The 18,811-nt window shown below is 46.3% G+C and carries 20 protein-coding genes; 10 read left to right on the top strand and 10 right to left on the bottom strand.

Annotated features, from left to right (window positions below; translation table 11 throughout):
* Positions 1-3 precede the first annotated feature (3 nt).
* From QUA90_RS10300 to QUA90_RS10285, 4 genes are all read left to right on the top strand, one after another.
* Positions 4-678, top strand: a complete 675-nt coding sequence (locus tag QUA90_RS10300) for an MBL fold metallo-hydrolase (protein WP_333389837.1) — start codon at positions 4-6, stop codon at positions 676-678.
* Between the two features lie 138 nt (positions 679-816).
* A complete protein-coding gene (locus QUA90_RS10295) occupies positions 817-1,377 on the top strand; it encodes a sugar O-acetyltransferase (protein WP_333240075.1) in 561 nt (186 codons plus the stop codon).
* Positions 1,378-1,679: 302 nt separating this feature from the next.
* The gene (locus QUA90_RS10290; protein WP_333036242.1) at positions 1,680-2,144 is read left to right on the top strand and encodes a hypothetical protein; all 465 of its coding nucleotides are present in this window, start codon (positions 1,680-1,682) and stop codon (positions 2,142-2,144) included.
* 788 nt (positions 2,145-2,932) lie between these two features.
* Positions 2,933-5,248: a cache domain-containing protein gene (locus QUA90_RS10285; protein ID WP_333445304.1), complete on the top strand. Its 2,316-nt coding sequence runs from the start codon at positions 2,933-2,935 to the stop codon at positions 5,246-5,248.
* Between the two features lie 277 nt (positions 5,249-5,525).
* Here QUA90_RS10285 and QUA90_RS10280 read toward each other — a convergent pair whose 3' ends face one another.
* A complete protein-coding gene (locus QUA90_RS10280) occupies positions 5,526-6,125 on the bottom strand; it encodes a cytochrome b/b6 domain-containing protein (RefSeq protein WP_333326241.1) in 600 nt (199 codons plus the stop codon).
* A 197-nt stretch (positions 6,126-6,322) separates the two neighbouring features.
* On the opposite strand from QUA90_RS10280, the gene QUA90_RS10275 reads away from it, so the two are divergent.
* Together QUA90_RS10275 and QUA90_RS10270 are read left to right on the top strand one after the other, a co-directional pair.
* Entirely contained in the window at positions 6,323-6,904 is a 582-nt protein-coding gene (locus QUA90_RS10275; protein WP_333445302.1) for a manganese efflux pump MntP family protein, read from the top strand.
* Positions 6,905-7,083: 179 nt separating this feature from the next.
* Positions 7,084-7,638 (top strand): glutathione S-transferase family protein, encoded by a 555-nt coding sequence (locus tag QUA90_RS10270; RefSeq protein ID WP_333445300.1) that lies wholly within the window; start codon positions 7,084-7,086, stop codon positions 7,636-7,638.
* Positions 7,639-7,809: 171 nt separating this feature from the next.
* Here the strand turns inward: QUA90_RS10270 and QUA90_RS10265 are convergent, their stop codons facing one another.
* From QUA90_RS10265 to QUA90_RS10255, 3 genes are all read right to left on the bottom strand, one after another.
* Positions 7,810-7,947: a photosystem II reaction center protein K gene (locus QUA90_RS10265; RefSeq protein ID WP_006634808.1), complete on the bottom strand. Its 138-nt coding sequence runs from the start codon at positions 7,945-7,947 to the stop codon at positions 7,810-7,812.
* A gap of 60 nt (positions 7,948-8,007) precedes the next feature.
* Positions 8,008-9,138 (bottom strand): tRNA guanosine(34) transglycosylase Tgt, encoded by a 1,131-nt coding sequence (gene tgt / locus QUA90_RS10260; RefSeq protein ID WP_333326248.1) that lies wholly within the window; start codon positions 9,136-9,138, stop codon positions 8,008-8,010.
* A 228-nt stretch (positions 9,139-9,366) separates the two neighbouring features.
* Positions 9,367-9,816, bottom strand: coding sequence for a hypothetical protein (locus tag QUA90_RS10255; RefSeq protein WP_333085519.1), 450 nt, complete (start codon positions 9,814-9,816; stop codon positions 9,367-9,369).
* A 259-nt stretch (positions 9,817-10,075) separates the two neighbouring features.
* On the opposite strand from QUA90_RS10255, the gene cobS reads away from it, so the two are divergent.
* Positions 10,076-10,873 carry an adenosylcobinamide-GDP ribazoletransferase gene (cobS, locus tag QUA90_RS10250; RefSeq protein WP_242722367.1) on the top strand — a complete coding sequence of 266 codons (798 nt, stop codon included), beginning with the start codon at positions 10,076-10,078 and terminating at the stop codon, positions 10,871-10,873.
* Here the strand turns inward: cobS and QUA90_RS10245 are convergent.
* Together QUA90_RS10245 and QUA90_RS10240 are read right to left on the bottom strand one after the other, a co-directional pair.
* The gene (locus QUA90_RS10245; protein ID WP_333445298.1) at positions 10,870-11,496 is read right to left on the bottom strand and encodes a hypothetical protein; all 627 of its coding nucleotides are present in this window, start codon (positions 11,494-11,496) and stop codon (positions 10,870-10,872) included. The genes cobS and QUA90_RS10245 overlap by 4 nt on opposite strands.
* A gap of 662 nt (positions 11,497-12,158) precedes the next feature.
* Positions 12,159-13,907: a hypothetical protein gene (locus tag QUA90_RS10240; RefSeq protein WP_333445297.1), complete on the bottom strand. Its 1,749-nt coding sequence runs from the start codon at positions 13,905-13,907 to the stop codon at positions 12,159-12,161.
* Positions 13,908-14,283: 376 nt separating this feature from the next.
* Here QUA90_RS10240 and QUA90_RS10235 point away from each other — a divergent pair, with 376 nt between their 5' ends.
* Entirely contained in the window at positions 14,284-14,514 is a 231-nt protein-coding gene (locus QUA90_RS10235) for a hypothetical protein (RefSeq protein WP_333326252.1), read from the top strand.
* Between the two features lie 50 nt (positions 14,515-14,564).
* Positions 14,565-14,777 (top strand): hypothetical protein, encoded by a 213-nt coding sequence (locus tag QUA90_RS10230; protein ID WP_333085419.1) that lies wholly within the window; start codon positions 14,565-14,567, stop codon positions 14,775-14,777.
* Between the two features lie 1,060 nt (positions 14,778-15,837).
* Here QUA90_RS10230 and QUA90_RS10225 read toward each other — a convergent pair.
* The 4 genes from QUA90_RS10225 to QUA90_RS10210 form a co-directional block, all read right to left on the bottom strand.
* Positions 15,838-16,239 (bottom strand): MgtC/SapB family protein, encoded by a 402-nt coding sequence (locus QUA90_RS10225; protein ID WP_333085418.1) that lies wholly within the window; start codon positions 16,237-16,239, stop codon positions 15,838-15,840.
* 103 nt (positions 16,240-16,342) lie between these two features.
* Positions 16,343-16,999 carry a hypothetical protein gene (locus QUA90_RS10220; RefSeq protein ID WP_333160827.1) on the bottom strand — a complete coding sequence of 219 codons (657 nt, stop codon included), beginning with the start codon at positions 16,997-16,999 and terminating at the stop codon, positions 16,343-16,345.
* A 258-nt stretch (positions 17,000-17,257) separates the two neighbouring features.
* A complete protein-coding gene (locus QUA90_RS10215; RefSeq protein WP_333445295.1) occupies positions 17,258-18,223 on the bottom strand; it encodes a BadF/BadG/BcrA/BcrD ATPase family protein in 966 nt (321 codons plus the stop codon).
* Positions 18,224-18,295: 72 nt separating this feature from the next.
* Entirely contained in the window at positions 18,296-18,652 is a 357-nt protein-coding gene (locus tag QUA90_RS10210; RefSeq protein ID WP_333326258.1) for a zinc ribbon domain-containing protein, read from the bottom strand.
* On the opposite strand from QUA90_RS10210, the gene QUA90_RS10205 reads away from it, so the two are divergent.
* A complete protein-coding gene (locus QUA90_RS10205; RefSeq protein WP_333326337.1) occupies positions 18,563-18,769 on the top strand; it encodes a hypothetical protein in 207 nt (68 codons plus the stop codon). The two genes, QUA90_RS10210 and QUA90_RS10205, sit on opposite strands and share 90 nt — an antisense overlap.
* The last annotated feature ends 42 nt before the right edge of the window (positions 18,770-18,811 follow it).

The following is an 18,811-nucleotide window of genomic DNA, read 5'->3' as shown; positions in this document are numbered from 1 at the left end:
TCCTTGAAACAACAGAGTTTAGTCTCCAAACAACCCAGGCCCGTGCTCGACAATATCCTGGCTTTCCCGCCTAACCGGGATACCCTGGGTGCAACAGCCTATTTCATTGTAGAAAACCAAACTAACATCCTGGTGGATTGTCCCGCTTGGGATGAGATTAACCAAACATTTTTGCGGGAACACGGCGGCGTGCGACTGCTGTTTCTCACCCACCGTGGCGCTATCGCCAAGGCGCGGGAGATTCAGGAAGCCACGGGGTGCGAGATCCTGATTCAAGAACAGGAAGCTTATTTACTGCCGGGTTTGAAGGTTACGGTTTTTGAGCGAGAATTTGTTGTGAGCGATCGAATGAAAGCATTTTGGACTCCTGGCCATTCTCCTGGTTCCTCTTGCCTTTATCATAATGGCAGCGGTGGAGTGCTGTTTTCGGGTAGGCACTTGCTCCCCAACCGAGAAGCCGCCCCAGTACCGCTGTGGACGCCAAAAACTTTTCACTGGCCTAGGCAAATTAACAGCGTGAAGTCAATTATCGATCGATTTTCGCCGGAAACTTTACAGTATATTTGTCCCGGTGCAAATACTGGTTTTTTGCGGGGAAAAGGATCGATCGATCGAGCTTTTGAGCAATTAGCCAATCTGGATTTAGCTGTTTGTTTGCAGTCAAAAGCTGAACCCTAAATGTATGCTGCAACATCAAAAAATGATCTGACGCGCTAATTATAGCGGTAAGGTGCGCCTAGCGCACCCTACATTATTCTTCAGTCTGTTAAAGAGCGAGGAAAGTTTGTATAGTGGCCGTTACAACTGCCTATTCTTATGGAAAAAACTGAAAAACAAAAAATGCTCGCCGGCGAATTGTATTTAGCTGCTGATGAGCAATTAATTTTAGAGCGCCAACGAGCTCGCCGCCTCGCCAGAACTTACAATTCTACCCGCGAAGACGAACCAGACAAACGGTTAGAAATTCTCGCAGAATGGTTCGGTGCAGTTGGGCCAAAAGTTGAAATCGAGCCACCTTTCTACTGCGACTATGGCAGCAATATTTATGCGGGAAACGGATTGTACATGAATTTTGGTTGCGTGATTCTCGACTGCAATCGAGTTAACATTGGCGAAAATTTACTGTGCGGGCCCAACGTACAAATTTACACCGCTCTTCACCCCACAGACCCGGAAATTAGACTTTCTGGCCGAGAACTCGCCGCTGAAATTAATATTGGCAATAATGTTTGGATTGGCGGGGGCAGTATTATTTGTCCAGGAGTCACTATTGGCGACAATAGCACGATCGGCGCAGGCAGTGTTGTTGTCAAAGATATTCCCGCAAACGTCGTGGCGGCGGGGAATCCTTGCCGAATCATCCGGCATCTACCTTGATGTGGTACGATCGACACAATCGTGCGATCGGCTCCTTGGAGCTTAACCCAAAAATTTTAGGTATTAGAACAGCCGGTTTAAGATTTTTTACGTAAAATCCCCGAAAAAAACCGTGCAATAAATCTCAAATCTAAAATCTAAAATCGCTTAATATCAAATCCGTTAGCATCGGAATAGTAAATTCGAGTTGACTGTTGACTGTTGACTGCTCACGGTCAACAGTCAACAGTCAACATCATTCCGGTGTAACCGGAAATGATATAATTTCTCGTTCCCGGTTTCCACACTACCAAGCTTTTCTTATGACGACTGCAACAGTTTATCCCAACGCTCCCGATCTCTGCACCGACGACTACATAGCAGTCGGTGTAGCTACCTGCTTCATCAAAGAAGAAGGCGAAGTTTTTGAAGTGCAAGTAATCGAAGCTATTCCCTCAGCAGCTTTGGAAGCAATTTTGAAGGGAATTCCCACATCCTATTTAATGATTTGCGGGACGACTTTGGGAGCAGTGCTCGACGGCGAAACACCCAAAATGTTGCCAGAATTCCCGACATCAGCTCAGTTTAGCGAAGAATTTGGCTTTCGGGCGATCGCCGCTGCCCGCACTTACAAAATCCGCCCCCAAGCTCAACTTCACATTCCCTTGGGAACAGTTCGCAACGACTTTACTTATTCCTTAGAACGCAAAAGAGTGCTCAACTCCGAGCGCGTCATTCGCACTGAAGACAATGTGAAACAGCACGAACACACTCACAAGGTTCTTTAAACAAATCCCGCAACTGGGGCAATTTAACAGTGCCTCAGCCAGCGGCTGCACCGAAAATACTTTTAAGTGTTGAGATATAAATTAAAGAGTTAACAAGTTTTTCCTTCATTAATAATGAACGAAAAACTTTTAATATTTCGTTATTAAGCAATACTGCGGACAGTTTTTGATTACCAACTGTATAATAAGGGTTTCAAGACAATTCGGAAATCGAACTATCCACGGAAGATCTAGGGTTTTAGAGTAGGAAATAAAAGCAGTCTGGACTATTGATTAAGACACACACCAAACATCTCAACCTAAAAAGTCTACTGCTCGCATCACCTAAATAACATCAATTATTAACGACTGTAAAAAAGAATTAAGTAGTTGATGATTTTTTTTAAGTGATCAAAAATGTGGTATGATATTATTCCTGTTTAACTAAAGTGATATCAAATCGGTAGCCTCGGAATTAATATTACCCACCCCTTTCGACACGGCAGTGCCGTGTCCCTACAATTAATCTGGGTATGGAAACGGCACTGCCGTTTCCTTTAGATCATAAGGAGTGCAACCGGAAACGATAGGAGCCGCTGGGCGGGAAAAAATTAAAAAATCCCCGCAATTATGGAATTCTAGTAGTTTAAGACTACTGGCAGGCGGGCGAGTATATCGTAGGTGAGCTAAGGATTTCAATCTCACAAATTGGTCAAACCATGCGAAGCTTTGCGAGAGTAAAGTGGTGGAAATTAACTCGACTATTGCCAGCCGAATTACAGGGCAAATACCATCTTAGGTATCAAACTGTGCTCTTAATTTTGGGGGTAATAATTCTGACAGCTAGCATCACTGGTTGTATTAGCTATCACAGCGTTCGCCGCTTGATTATCACCAAAAGCGAGCGAAATGCTTTGTTAGAAGTTAGGGAGCGCGCCCACAAGATCGATCGCTGGCTGGGCACGAGAAAGGCTGAGATCGAAATCCTCGCCAATACTACTCCCGTTCGTTCGATGAATTGGTCAGTGGCAGAGCCTTATTTAAAATCGGAAGTAAATCGACTACAAAAATTCCAATACTTGGCATTAATTGATCCCGACGGTTCTTATTTCACCACAAAAGTGGGCCGAGCGTTGATTAATGTTAGCGACCGCCAACACTTTAAAAAGGCAATGGCTGGGGAAGTCTATGTTTCAGATCCTACCATTTCTCGCACGCTCAAAAGACAAAGGATTGTTCCCATTTCGGCTCCGGTGTGGTCAAGTTCGGTAAATTCTCTTGGTAAAACAGCACAAAAGCCGATCGGAGTAATGAACGGCGTCATTAGCATCGACCGCATTGCCCAAGTAGTAAGAAAGCTGGAATATGGCCCCGGAACTTACGCTTTTGTTCTCAATTCTCAAGGAGTGCCGATTGTGCATCCCGACGCTCGATTAATCGGGAATATCGACAATTCTGCTCCTAGTCTTTTAGAGTCTGCAGATGCTAATTTGGCAAATGTAGCCAGGGAGATGGTTTATCAAAAAACGGGCATTGTGCTGACTCAAATCAACGGCGCCAGAGTTTATGTTGCCTATCTTCCTTTAGAACAAGCTGAATGGTCGATCGCCCTCGTAATTCCCCGCGACAATCTCGAAAAAGAACTTTTTCCTTTCAAGATACTAGCAGTAGCCGCCGGCGTACTTGCCACCGCAGCTATTCTCGCAGCAATTGTGGCGCTCAAGCTGTTTGCCCTAAATTGCATTCGCAGTCGCACAGAAGGCCTTCTCCACCGCTTCACCGGCCGCATTCGCGCTTCCTTGCACCTCGATCGCATCCTCCAAACTACAGTAGACGAACTCGGTACTTTACTTAAGCTCGATCGAGCAATTTTCGCATGGTACGATCCCCGACAAGATACTTTAGAATTTGGCTGGGAATATTGCCGGGAAGGTTTGCCGACGCGCTTGGGAATCTTTGGTGTTCCAGGAGGGCCCTCTGGAGATTTAGCTGCACGGCTTCACCGCTGCGAAACGATACTGCTACATAAAACGGGCGCCCCTGATGCCACAGCGTCTGAGGAACACACCCATATCGAACTCAGAAATAGTCACTACGCAGCAGTACCCGTACTAACTGAGAATCATCGGCTTGGATATCTGTTCGCCTGTGCAAACCGCCGATTTGCGACTCCCGACGAGGTGCAAGTTTTGGAAGCAATTGCAGACTCACTGGCGATCGCAATTTCCCAATCCCAACTCCACGGGCAAATTCAAGAAGAACTCAAACTTTTGGAAGAAGTATTAGCCAAACTCAGAATCACCGAAGAGCAGTTAGTACAAAGCGAAAAAATTAGAATGGTGGGTCAACTAGCCGCCGAAGTTGCCCAGGAAATTAATAACCCGATTAACTTTATTTACGGCCGCCTGATTCACCTCAACGATTATATCAAAGATTTGCTCCATATAATTCGCCTCTATCGAGAACAATATCCCGAACCTGTGCCACGAATTGCCAAAAAAATAGAGAGTTGCGACCTAGATTTTATCAGCCAAGAGTTGCCACAAATCCTCAATTTTTTGAAAATAGGAGCCGATGGCATTCGCCAGATAGTCCTGGCTTTGAGGAAATTCTCACTTCCTGACGAAGCCAACAAAGAACACGCCAACGTTAATGAGAGCATCGACAATATTTTGCTGTTGCTGGCTCACAGACTGGAGCAAAAAATATTAGTAGTCAAGGAGTACAACAACCTGCCGCCAATTTTGTGTTATCCCGGTCAACTGAGCCAGGTGTTTGCGAGTCTGATTATCAATGCTATAGATGCAGTTAAAACTATTGAAAATTCCGCTCAAATTATTACAATAAAAACCGATATTTGGGATGATTATACAGGGAGATTTATTGTTGTATCGATTGCCCACAACGGCTCCCGAATTCCGCCGGAAATTCAACACAGAATATTTGAGGAGTTTAGTTCTACTAAATCATTGAAAAATTTTACAGGATTGGAGTTGTCGGTTTGCTATAAAATTATTGTAGAATTGCACGGCGGCCGCCTTACAGTTGAATCTCCAGTGCAATCTCCAATTACATCTCAAAGTGGGGGCGGTGCTGAGTTTATGGTAAAATTGCCGATCGTTTGATATCGCATCTTGCCGCGAGGGAAACCCGTCGCGCAGCTTGCTAGCAAGCTGCGCGAAAAGCTTAATTTCGGTTGTACTGAAGACTTTAGTCGTCAGAAAACAGAGGGCTGAAGATCCTCACTACAAACCCATGATCATTTGTTAACCCAAATTGCTATGATAGGATTAGGGAAATAATAAAGGTGCAACCACAGCAAACAACCAGCCTCCCATTACCAAGACTTCCGCAACAATTAATAAAATATTTCTGTTCATTTTCAAATTAAGCATTTTCACATTAAGAGCGATCGACCAAAGAGCGAATTTTCTTCCACCAAGCCGTCGGCGAATCCTCCGGGCGATATGCGGTATCAAACATCGACAAAATTAGCGGCGAACCCCCCACCTTCGCACTCATCAACAAGTGCATTGCCAGACAAAATACCAATACCACCCAACCCGAAGCGTGTAAATAATACCAAACCTGCGTCAATTCCCCAGCCGGCAACCATTCTTCCTTAACCATACTGCCAGAAGCTAGCGAAAAAGTCAGTGCCAGCAACATCAACGTATTCACAATCCGGTGCAAACTGTACCACCAAATGGGTTTTCCCAACTGCGTTAGTTTCCCAAACGAATCCGGCTGCACCAAGCGTTTTTGGCCTGCGTGGAAACTGTACAATGCAAAAGCCGGCATTATTCCTAACAGCAACATCTTGCCAAAAGTGCCGTGAATCCCGATAATATCTGCAATCTGAGGCACGGGGACTTTGCCAAACCGCCCATCGTAGGTGTTGTAAACCAGAAATGCGCTCAAAATTGCTAAAAGGGCGATCGCAGCGTTAACCCCATGCAGTAATCTGAGCAGCAATGGCTGGTAGGGTCTAGATGGCGGCATAGTCAATTCTGCTACTTGATCAATAATCTTTTAGAGAATACAGCTAAGCGCTGATTTTTTCAACCCTTGCCAATTGTGAAATAAATGTGAGTCAAAAATGAATAGATTATGATAAAAACGCACTTATCTCATAATTTAGTGTAAACTAAAACAGTCAAGAGGAATACTTTATTTATAATACCTAACATTTTACAAAAATGGATGCAGCCACTACCGTTTTACTTTCATTAGGACTAGCAGCCGATGCTTTTGCTGTTGCTGTTTCGAGCGGTTTAGCAATCAAACACATGAAAATCAATAAAGCTTTAAAAATCGCCTTATTTTTCGGAGGTTTTCAAGCTTTAATGCCCGTAATAGGATGGCTCATCGGTCTTAGTTTTAGTTTTTTGATAACACCGATCGACCATTGGATCGCTTTTGGGCTTTTGAGTTTCATTGGCGGGAGAATGATTTATGAATCGCTGCAAAACGAAGAATGCGAGAAAAAGTTCAATCCCTTAGATACGGGGACTTTGATAACGCTGTCGGTGGCGACGAGTATCGATGCCCTCGCAGTTGGCCTCGGATTTGCTGTCCTGAAAGATTCTATTGCTCCTGCGGTGACTGCGATCGGATTTATTACTTTCTTTTTAGCCTTTGCAGGCGTGTTTATCGGTCACAAATGCGGCAACTTGTTTGCAAATAAAATTGAGATACTGGGCGGATCAATTTTGATTTTTATTGGCTGCAGAATCTTGTTTATGCACCTGACAGAGGTGCCATTAGTTATGGGTAATTAGTCATTAGTCATCAGTCAGTAGTGATTGGCAAAAAGATAATTGGCAAAAAGGTAATTGGCAAAAAGGTAATTGGGAATTTTCCCCAATGACAACTGACAACTGCTTTCCTAACAACTGACAACTGACAACTGACCCAAAAATGCTATAACAGCAATATTGCGTTAAAGGATAAAAATTTCGTGCTGAAACTTTACGGCGGAGCCCGCAGCAGGGCGTCAATTGTCAAGTGGTATCTAGAAGAAATAGGGATTCCCTACGAATTTGTCCTGCTGGATATGCAAGCAGGGGAACACTTGCAGCCAGAGTATCTGGAAATTAACCCGATCGGCAAAGTACCCGCGATCGCCGACGGAGATTTTAAACTTTGGGAATCCGGCGCAATTCTGCTGTATTTAGCTCAAAAATATGGTAAAATGCCAGACACTTTGGAGCAGCAAGCTCAAATCGTGCAGTGGGTCACCTTTGCTAACGCCACCTTGGGGCCGGGAATATTTACAGAAGCAAGTCGCGATCGCGAAACTCCCAAGTTGTTAAAACCGTTAAATGAAATCTTCGAGAAACAGCCATTTTTAATGGGTGATGAATTCGGCGTAGCCGACGCAGCAGTCGGCTCAATGTTGGCTTACATTCCGATGATGCTAAAACTAGACCTCAGTGCTTATCCGGCCGTTGTAGATTACATCAAGCGGATCTCAGAAAGGCCGGCTTTCAAAAGTGCGATCGGCGGTAGCTGAAGGAAGGCACTACACGGATTTTGACACGGATACACGGATGAATTATTGAGGGTGAGTCAGGAGTCAGGAGTCAGGAGTCAGGAGTCAGGAGTCAGAGGGCCTAGGAATAAAACTTAACATCTAAAAGCAGAGGCAATTTGTGAATTGCCCCTGCTTTTGATGAAATCAAACTTATCTAAATCCGACAGCCGCCTGCCAAACAAAAGCCAGCAGCAAGAAAAACACGGGAATGACCGGCAAAACATTCACCAAAGGCTCAAAAATCGAATAAGCTTCGGGCAGTTTTGCTAAGAGTAATGCAGCTTCCATGAATCAACCTACCTATCCAACACAATTTTCATAATTGTCGCATATCTTCACCCAAGGCAATCATGATTGATCGACTCTCGGTGCAAGCCAGTAGGCAAACTCTTCAGTAAATCGATCGGCCAAAATCGCCTCCCGCATCCTCCCAGTAAAGCGAATCAACTCCGTCACGTTGTGCAGCGCCAGCAAAGTATACCCCAGCACTTCGTTAGCCCGCGCCAAATGGGCCAAATAAGCCCGACTGAATTTTTGGCAGGTATAACAAGGACAAGACTCATCCAGCGGCGCAAAATCCTCCCGGAACCGAGCATTTTTCAAATTCCAGCGTTCCCCACCAACAAAAGCCGTCCCGTGGCGGGCCAGCCGAGTTGGAATCACGCAGTCAAACATATCTACGCCACTCGCCACCGCCAGCGCCATTTCCCGATAAGTCCCAATCCCCATCAAATAACGCGGTTTATTTGCCGGCAACAGAGGCGCAGTCACCTTTACAATCTCTGCGATCAAATCCCCCGATTCCCCCACACTAACCCCGCCGATGGCGTAGCCTGGTAAATCCAAATCTACCAACTGGTTCGCCGCGCGCGATCGCAAATCGGGGAAAACGCCCCCCTGGACGATTCCGAACAAAGCTTGATCCGGGCGCGAGTGAGCTTGCATGCAGCGTTGCAGCCAGCGGTAAGTGCGATTTGTCGCCGCCTCCACCTCTTCCCGCGTAGCGGGGTAAGGCGGACACTCGTCAAAGGCCATAATCACATCAGCGCCCAACTCATTCTGAATTTCGATCGATCGTTCCGGCGTCAAATTAATCATGCGGCCATCGCGGGGAGAACGAAAAGTCACCCCATTCTCAGAAATAGTCCGCATTTGGCTCAAGCTAAACACCTGAAAGCCACCCGAATCCGTCAGCATCGGGCCTGGCCAAGCCATAAATTTATGCAATCCGCCCGCGCCAGCGACAATTGCTTCCCCCGGCTGCAAGTGCAAGTGATAAGTATTTGCCAAAACCATTTGAGAACCCGCCGCCTCAAGATGTGCCGGTGTCAAAGTTTTGACATTAGCTAGTGTCCCTACCGGCATAAATTTAGGCGTTTCCACAACACCGTGGGGAGTAGCAAAAACCCCTGCACGCGCTTGGGTATGGCTGCAATTAGCCTGACATTTAAAAGAAAATTTCGCCTTGTCCTCAGTCATTAGTCCCCGATGCTCGTTAACCGCTACTCGGCCGTCCGTGTTATTTAATCTATTGTTGATGACATCGCGACAAAAAAAACCATGACCCCGCCCAAAAACGGAGACAAGTTTCCGACAATCGTCGTGGAGGGCAAAAAATTTTAGACCTTAGTTCTAACTCCCAGATTCACGGCGCTGCAAGTAAATCTAAAATCTAAAATCTAAAATCTAAAATCGACTGACTGACGATTAAAACGGGGAATCATCGTCGTCCAATTGTAGATCCCAGTTGCCTGAGAGAACCTGATCGACAACCGCATCCAAAGCCGCAGCATTTAAATTCCGGGCGAATTGCTCTTGCAAAGGATTGGAGAGGGGAATTAACCGCAACTGCCGTCCATCTTGAATCAGGTCAAAATAAGCACCATCTTCAGGGGACTGTTTCAGTTCCAGGTAATCAAAACTATACACGTTCAAATAAAGGGCATGGTTGGCAATCAGGGTAGAACGGTGGGGGTTGGCGAAGACTTCGAGTACATAACCTTCCCCTTCGCTATAAATCTGGCCATCTTGTATGTGAAGGTAGCGGACACGTCCTAAATCAAACAGCAATCTTTTGATATCGCGTTTGTTGACGACAATCCCTGTATCGATGATGCAAGGAGCAACTACCCTGTTATTCAATTGATCGTGACTCATGGAGTAAAAGCCTCTGTTGTAGTATTTTCCCGTCTTGAACATCAGGGAGTTAGCTAGAATTCTTGGGAAGGGAAACGCGGATCTTGAGTTTAGTCATTTTAGATAGGGAGCTTGGGGATCGCTGCCGACAGAGGTTTTCCGGGGAAAAGAGCGGGCGACAGGAGGAATGCTCGATCCAAAAAACTAGGGTGTTACAGTCCAATTCTGGCACACGCTAATCGATTGACAACTGCATACCAGATGAAAAATTTTCTATCTTATGGTGCATGATAAATGGGTTCGCTCTACGATCGACTTTTTCCGGAATCAAGGCGCTGCCATCGCAGCCGCAGTCGCTTTTTATACTTGTTTGCCGGTACCGGTGTCTTGGACTTTGGAGTTTCGGGGCATTGCTCGCTTGGCACCGGCGATCGGGCTTTTGATAGGGGGGATGGTGGGACTGGCGGATGTTGGGTTGCAGTTGTTGGGAATGCCTGCTCTGACTCGATCGGCCTTGGTGGTAGTCTTGGGCATCGCCGTGACTGGCGGGCTGCACCTAGACGGGGCAATGGACGCGGCGGACGGGCTGGCTGTACCCGACCCGGTACGCAGGCTGGAAGTCATGCGGGACAGCGTTACAGGAGCCTTTGGGGCGATGGCTGCGATCGCGATCGTGCTGCTGAAAACTGCCGCTCTCTCGGACTTGAATAACTATCGGTGGCTGGCTTTGATGGGTGTCGCGGGTTGGGGGAGGTGGGCCCAACTGGTGGCGATCGCCCGCTATCCCTATCTGCGGGCCGAGGGTAAGGGAGCTTTTCACAAGGAATCAATTTATTCTCCTTTTGATTTTATACCGGGAGTGCTGTTGCTGCTTAGTTTGAGCGTGGTGCAAGTTGTCTTGGAGGGCGATCGGTGGCTGTTGGCGGTGGGGATGGCTTTGGGGGGAAGTGCGATCGGAATTTTTGCCGGAGCCTGGTTTAACCACCGTTTGGGGGGCCACACGGGCGATACTTACGGTGCCGTAGTCGAGTGGACGGAGGCTTTGTTGCTGTGTCTTTTGGCAGCATTGGAAGGTTAAATTGTTTCTGAGTTAACGGCACCATTCTGCATCATCCAAACGAAAAAGCTGAGGATTTGCTCGACTGGGGGCAAAGGATAGACGGATAAGTCGATCGTCACAGTTTGATTTTCGAGTTTGATAAATTGCCATTGAATGCCATTACTCACGCTCCCATAGATGATGGGGATGTTTTTTTCTTTGGCTTGATTAAAGCGTTGAGCGGCAACCATTTCGGCAATACACTGACCCAATCCGCTTTTGAGGTCGGTCTTTTTAGCTTCGACAATCACAACGGCGGGGGCTTCAATTTCTAGCACTTCGGACGATCGCGTCAGCAGAAAATCAAACACTCCATTCAGTCCGACAGCTTCGTCGATGGTGAAGTCTTCGCCGGAGAAAAGGCTAATTTGGCGATCGAGAATCCGCCTCACTTCCAGCAGTACGGGATAGATGATTCCTTCCGATCGCGCTTTTTCACTTCCCGATGTAGCGACGATGGGGAGGCTATCTTTGAGAGTACCGCTGAGAATGTCTGAGGGTGCGATCGGGTTTAGCGGCGGTATAAAGCGAGATCCTTCTTGGACTGTGAGATCGAAGGCTTGTTTCGCTTTGGCGATCGTAGTAAATTGACTGTATGGCATAATTTTTTCTAGTTGAGCATTATAGGTTTTGTTTCGCTATTAATTACTGTAAATGATATTAATCGCGGCTACAATTCTCCTCGAACGGTACGGTGTTGCAAGAGAAATAAGTTATCGAGTTGAGTGACGGATTATTGGTCGGGTTGTCCAGTTTTGTCGAGTACATTGCGAATCGAAACTCTACCCAACAAAAACTGGCCTTGCTGATTTACGGTATGAAGGGCTAAATATGCAAGTCATAGAAACCACTATCCACAAAGCTTCGGGATTTTTAACTGATTTTTTTCATACCCTGATTAAGCAACGCCGACCCGTTTAATATACAAAATTTGATTAAACTTAACTATTGTTTTTGAAGCTTTTACCTATTGTTCAAGCATTATTTTCAACCAATTTAACCAATAGTAGTGAGATTAGCGTGCGCCAAGACTTTGCAGGTGACGAGAAACCGGGTTTCTGCGACAAATTTCGGTTGAGTACGAAAAATACACTCAGAAACCGGGTTTCTGAGATTAGCGTGCGCTATAATTCCTGTCGTTGGGTGGCGATAAACCGGATTTTTTCACCTCATACCCCTGACTGTCATGGCATATTTTGGTGAAAAAATCCGGTGTTAAATGAAGGGAAAATGCAACGGCAAATTTTCCATTCATTCTCAATTTTTACGCTTTCGGCTCAACCCAAACAGTCATCCCCTCAACCCTCAAACCTTTGCCACGAGTGCCGCAATATTGACCGTTAGCAGTAACAGGAGTATCGCCCACATTCTGGATGTGAGCCGTATAAAATACGTCGTATTTATCAGCTTGCGGCCCTGTCAGGCGGGCGGCAAATCCCTCAATGCGCTTGGCTTTGCCCCGGAATCCAGCTAACTCTCCTTCCGAGATCCAAGCAGTGTCGCCCACTCCTTCAACGTGAGCCATGTACTGCAAATTTAAACCGGCGACGGGAGGCTCTATTTTAATTTGAAATCCTTCCACGCGGCGGCCTTGAGCTTTAGTACCCGCATATTCTTGATCGCTAAAAGTTCGATCGCCAATTCCTTGAATATGCGCCAACACTTTTAAACCCACAGGCGCCACAACTTGGGAACTCGCAGACGGCGCGATCCAAACTTTGATGCCCTCAATTCTCAAAGCTTTGCCGCGAGTGCCGCAATATTCGCCGTTGGAGGACACGTCGGTGTCGCTGATATTCTGAATGTGAGCGCTATAAAATACGTCGTACTTATCAGCTTGCGGCCCGCTCAACCGCACCGCAAATCCTTCAATTCGTTTCGCTTGACCCCGAAAACCCGCCAATTCTCCCTCGCTAAGCCAAGGAGTATCGCCAACACCTTCGACGTGAGCCATGTACTCGACATTTAAGCCGGGAATTGGCGGATCGATATTAATCGCAAATCCTTCGACGCGCAGCCCCCGCCCCTTAGAACCCGCGTATTCTTGAGCACCGAAAGTTCGATCGCCAATTCCCTGAATGTGCACCAAAACTTTGATTCCCAAACCGCCCTCTACAGGAGCTTGTTGAATATTCCGGGGTGCCCCAAAAACAATGTTCCCGGAACCGGTTGTCTGAAGAGACTTAGGTACTTCCACGCTGGGAACAATAATTACCTCGTGCATCGGGGCAGAAGGTGCGGGGGATTCCAAAATCTGGATCTGTGGCGCAACTGTTACTTGTTTCGGTGCCACATTTCCTGACGGGATGACAATCACTTCTGGCAAAGGTTCGGCGCTGATTTTTTGTTCTGGCGCTGCTTTAAATGCGGGTTCGACTTTTGCAGGTGTGGCTTTTACCATCTCAGCAATGGTTAATTTGCCTCTGGAAATAGCTACGGCTATTTGTTTGCCAAAAGCGGCGCTGACTGTTTCTTCGAGAATGACCCACTGTTCGTCATCTAATTTGTCTTGCTGTTCCACCAGGGCGAGCACTGCTGAAACTGGGTGTTTGCCGCTGACTAAGGATTCTGCGTCGGAATGCAGTTGAGTTGGGGTTGATTCGGAAATCGCGCGTTGCAGTTCGCGGGCTTTGGCATGAACTGATTGTAAGGGTGCGAAGTCGCTTTGTTCGCGGTGGGCGATCGCCAATACTCGATCGATCACTTTCAATGCTGCATCGCGAATTTCTGCTTTACCTTCAGAAGCTGCGGCAGTCTCGACTAAGTTTTTAATGTCTTTGAGGGAAGCAATTTCCCCCGGTGCGATCGCGGATTTGTTGAGTTCGAGAGCTTGTTTTTGGACTGCGGCAAAGTTGCGGCTGTAGGCTGCTACTTCTTGCAGCAAGCTGTCAGAGGGAGGCAGGCCAGAGTCTTGCAGTTGTTTTGCTGCTTGGGATAGGCGATCGGCCAAATTAGCATAAGTTTCCGATAGTCGGGCTATTTGTTGTAGCAAATCTTTATGAGCTAATTCCATATGGGTCTTGCAGTAAATATTTAACTTGCTGATTATAGACGTTGAGCGTCTTCTGAAGGTAGAAGGCAGTAGTCATCAGTGATTAGTCCCAGGGAAAAAGAAAAATGCTCCCCCTCTCCGACTCCTCCACTCGGACACTCTCCGACTCCCCCACCCAGACACCCGGACACTCTCCGACTCCCCACTCTCCGACTCATCCTCTGGCATCCCCCGCGTGATCTCCGTCACAACAGTGCAAATACTTAGTCACACTCTGCGACTCCGGCTGTCACGAGTGGCCCGTAACAATGTCACACCTATCGAGCAATAGCCGTCACTGCTGATTCTGTGAAAACAGTTGATACTTAGGCTTGAACCAATAAAATCCCGAAGTGTTATGGTACTAATTCGCGATCTCGCCCAGCAAGCTCTGGCTCTAGGCTATCTAACCATTGAAGCCGAAAATCAACTGCGGCGGATGTTAACTACCACTCAGTATGACTTGGAAGACTTAAATGCTTTTATGGCTTTGCAACTAGCAGCTATGTCCGGAGGAGTGAAACAAGAGTCTCGCGAGCTAAAAAAGTTTGAAATCTTTGGCGAGACGGCTTCCGAAACTTCTTGTTAGTAATTAGTTGGCTTTTGATTCGTTAAAATTTAGTAAGGGACATTTCTACCGTGCAGGTTCGTGAAGTTGTAAAACAAGCTATTGCCGCTGGATATCTGAGTTTGGAAGCGGAAAATGAAATGCAGAAGATTTTTTCCTCAGCCAAGTGTGATTTGGAAGATTTGAATGCTTTTATGAGCTTGCAGTTAGCTGCGATGGCGGGTCGGGTGAGGCAAGAGTCTTTGGAATTAATAAAAATGCCAAATTTTGCGGATAGAAATTAATTTTTCCTACAATTATCTGGCAAGTTAAGTATTAACTTTTATCCTCAAAAACCGCGGAAAAGCTATAATTATTTGGATGACTTATCTACTAATTAAATAAAAAAATATTGGTATTTTGGTTCAATGGGTGTTGAGCAAATTAAATAAAATTGAAATAAATATTAAAATGAATATTTAAGTGGAGAGTGAGGACTTGACTCGTCAAAGGTCAGGCTTGGATGACTAGACCTGTCAAGGTGTAGTCAAAGTGTTTGCTTCGTAACAGTTGAGCATTCTGCTTGAAAAGTTATGTATTGTTAATTCTCTATCAAAGGGAGAATATTTATCGATCGCCCCAAGCAGAGATTTCAAGCGTTTGAGCCACTTTTTAGGCATTGCATAATTGCAGGGTGATTTTGATTGTTTTTTGTGGAATGGGCTGTCGTAGCCCGAAGGGGTGTATTTTCACACCAGGGGGAACACCCCAAAATATATTAGGATCGCGAATTAAATAACTTACAATTTTAATTGTTATTGTGGGATGGGCGTCCCCCCCGTCTTTTTTGGACGGGGGGGACGCCCATCCCACAAACTTGTGGAAGTTATTTAATTCTCATTCCTTAGTGTCAACTTAAGCTTTTAGTCCGCTAGTCCTCCCGCTCACCCGGAAGTCCGCCAGGGAATGAATTCCCTGTCTCATAGCTAAAGTCCTCTCAAAGAGGACTGAAGAACTCATTAGTCCTCATAGCGAGGACTTGAGCTTTGAGGCTCTTGTTGAAACAAGAGCCGGAATGACGGTTTAACGTGTTTGTTGACACCAATGCCCACAATAATCATCCTCAAATTGTGTAAGACCCCTTTTTCACCATCGGGACAGGTATGCCTGGGATGAGGGCAAACAATTTATGATCAATGATTAACTGCACTTGGTATGAAACAGCTAATATTATTTCCCCTCCATCGACCGCAATAAAGTTAGTTCGTAGTGAGGAGTTTAACCCTCATAAAACTCGCTGGTACTTCCGTCGTCACTACAAACGTTGCAACGGCTATTTTACCAAATTTTATATACTCAATAAGACTATTTCCTACGACTCCGACGCTCTAACTCTTTAATTACTCTCAGAACAAACAACGACATTAAAGCGCCAATTAATGCCAGTTGCCACAACCCACATCCGGCAGCAGTTCCTAAAGCTGCTGACACCCAAATAGCGGCGGCAGATGTGAGTCCGTGAACTTCAACTTTACCTCTTTCCTGGTGATTTTGCCGCAGGATTTCTCCGCCTCCCAAAAACCCAATCCCGGCAGCAATGCCTTGAATTACCCGCGCTACAGCATCTCCTCCGTTTTCGTTTTTCCCCATTGCTAGCGGCATTAAAACAAACAGTGCACAACCCATGCTAACTAGCATATGAGTTCTCAATCCCGCTGGTTTGTTTCTGAGTTGGCGCTCCCATCCAATAATTCCGCCAACAAACATGGCTAGGCACAACCTTAACAGTATGCCTAGCCAATGATCGGGAGACCACAAGTTAGCGATCGACAATGTTTTACTGCAAATAATTAATCCGAAGATTCCAATATTAGCGGAGTACGATGTCCGATCGCAATCTCACTGCTAAATCTTGTTCCGGGCGAATCACAAGCACGTCAACACTGCGCCGCCCCAACAAGACTCCAGCTAAAGCGCCGATCCCAGCGCCTCCTAATACTTCTTCAGTCGCGATCGCTTTGTCGCCGGTAATGCCTGCGAGTGCGGCTGCGGCTGCTGCACCCAAGGCTGCACCTTGGGCTACTGAACCTGTGCCAGCACCTTTTTGGACTCTTTCGGTTCGGGTAATAATTCCTGAATTTCCGTCAATCCGATAGCGTTGGCGGCGGCTGATAATTAACTCTCTGGCAACAAATTGAGTACCACTTTGATTGCCTCTTCTGACAGGTTGCAGTGCCCCGACTATCTGGCTGCCTCTGGGGATTAATACTCTGCCTTGAGGTGTGCGGATGTCTTGCGCTACAGTTAAAGTTAAAGGTGCAGTTTCTTCGCGGGTGACAACTATTTTGTCTTTTTCATAGCTAACTGGAATTACACTGCCCGACGGAATTCGGATGCTATCAAATTGGGAAATTCGTTGTTGAGCTTCTGCGGGAGTAGCTACCACCAGCGGGGCGCTGGTTCCAACTGTAATGCCCAGTGCGAGGATTGCTGCTGTTGCTGAACGCCATTTTTGAGAAGTAATCATATAAATTGTCTCCTTGCTTCGGTTTTTGTTTACTTAGGAACGCACTACTGCTAAATTTGTTTCTTGTTTCGCATTCATCTGATGTTTTGATTATGGCAGGCTGGAATTCTACCAGTTGGGAAGATAAGGTTGATAATCCAGAAGTTGAAAATTTGGAAAAATTGAGAAAATCCGCAAGACAGGGGCGATCGGGAAGATAAGGAAGATAGTCAACAGTCAACAGTCAACATTCAACAATCAACAGTCAACAGTCAACAATTAATTGTTGAGAGCGTTTAAGGCTAATAATCCAGCACCGAAAGCTGGTTCGTATCGGGGCGAAATAACCTGAGCTGTTGGGGCGATCGCACTTATGGCTGCTTCAAACCGACCTCGGCAATTTGCCTCTCCACCCCACACACCTCCTACAATCACAATTTCAAATTCTTCTGTTTGGTTAAATAGCGCTGAAATGGCTATTTTGGTTGAATAGGTTAATTCTGCTACAGCATTATTGATAATGCAGTCAGCGACGCGATCGCCCTCTGCTGCGGCTCGATCAACAATCGGCGCTAAAGCTGCAATTTCTTTGACTCCCCAACCGCGCCCGTAAACAACTTCTACTAATTCTTCTAGGTTATTGAGGCCTAAATGCGTTTGAAGTTTTTCCGCAAGCGTGGTAAAATCTTCGCGTCCGTCATAGAACTTCAAAGCAGCTTGCAAACCCTGAAGGGCGATGTTATATCCGCTGCCTTCATCGCCTAAAATATATCCCCAACCGCCGACTCGTTTAGTTTTCCCTTGACGGTTTTGCCCGAAAACAATGGAACCGGTTCCTGAAATAACGGCGATACCCACTGGATGACCTGTACCGCCAGCAAGTGCGATCGCGCAGTCGCTGCAAATTACGATATTCCTGGGCAGGAACGATCGGGTTACTGGTAAAGTATTTGTCAACTGCAAGTTCTGCACTACAAATTGCACTATTTCACGATCTTTGGGACGCCCGACTCCTGCTAGTCCCAGACCAATTGCTTCTATGTTGAGATTGCTATTCGTCTCGATTTTAGCGGACAGAACTGCTCGTTCGATCGCCAATTGGATGGATTGTTTTGCTGTCTCAATTCCCAGGGTTTGATAATTTGACGGCCCTGCTTCACCCCGTCCTAAAACAAGGTGGTTGTCATCCATTAAAAGGCAGATAGTTTTAGTGCCGCCACCGTCGATGCCGAATACGTAGCTCATGAATAATTTAGAGAATAATAGAGCAACCCAGATTAACAGAGATATCTCTATTCTACGCTTTGTACAATCCGATTAAATCGACAGAGCAATGCTAATAATAATTAAACCTAATAATGCTAACCAAACCAGATGGCGCTGACACCAATTTTTGATTGATTGCATCCAGCCGCCGCTGATGTAACGGCTCGTCTGTGGTACAAGCGGCTCAGCTTGATTGTGATAAAGCGTGCATTCTTTTGCAAAGGGACGCTGCGGGTAGTTGCAAGTGTCGTCTGCGTGATAAATACAGGTAGTGCACAGAAATTCTTCGGGTTTTGATCTATAAAGAGGGATACCCGGATGACCGAAAGCTTTGAGGGGGATTTTGCAGTGTGGACAGGCGAGCGCTTGGGCGTCTACAGGTTGGTGACAGCGGGGGCAATCAGGCATAGACAGCAGGGTGATGGGGTAATGTGGTGGGTAGGCTCATTAGCGGGTTTTCCGAACGCCGAGAATGCGCGATCGCCTCGCCATCAGGCCGCTGGATGCTCCAAAATAGAAAGGTAGGTGTGCGCTGATGTAACTTTAAGTTTACAGATAGTTTCGCAG

This window comes from Microcoleus sp. D3_18_C4 (assembly GCF_036702355.1).
Lineage (GTDB): Bacteria > Cyanobacteriota > Cyanobacteriia > Cyanobacteriales > Microcoleaceae > Microcoleus.
This window is presented reverse-complemented; position numbering and strand designations above follow the sequence as displayed.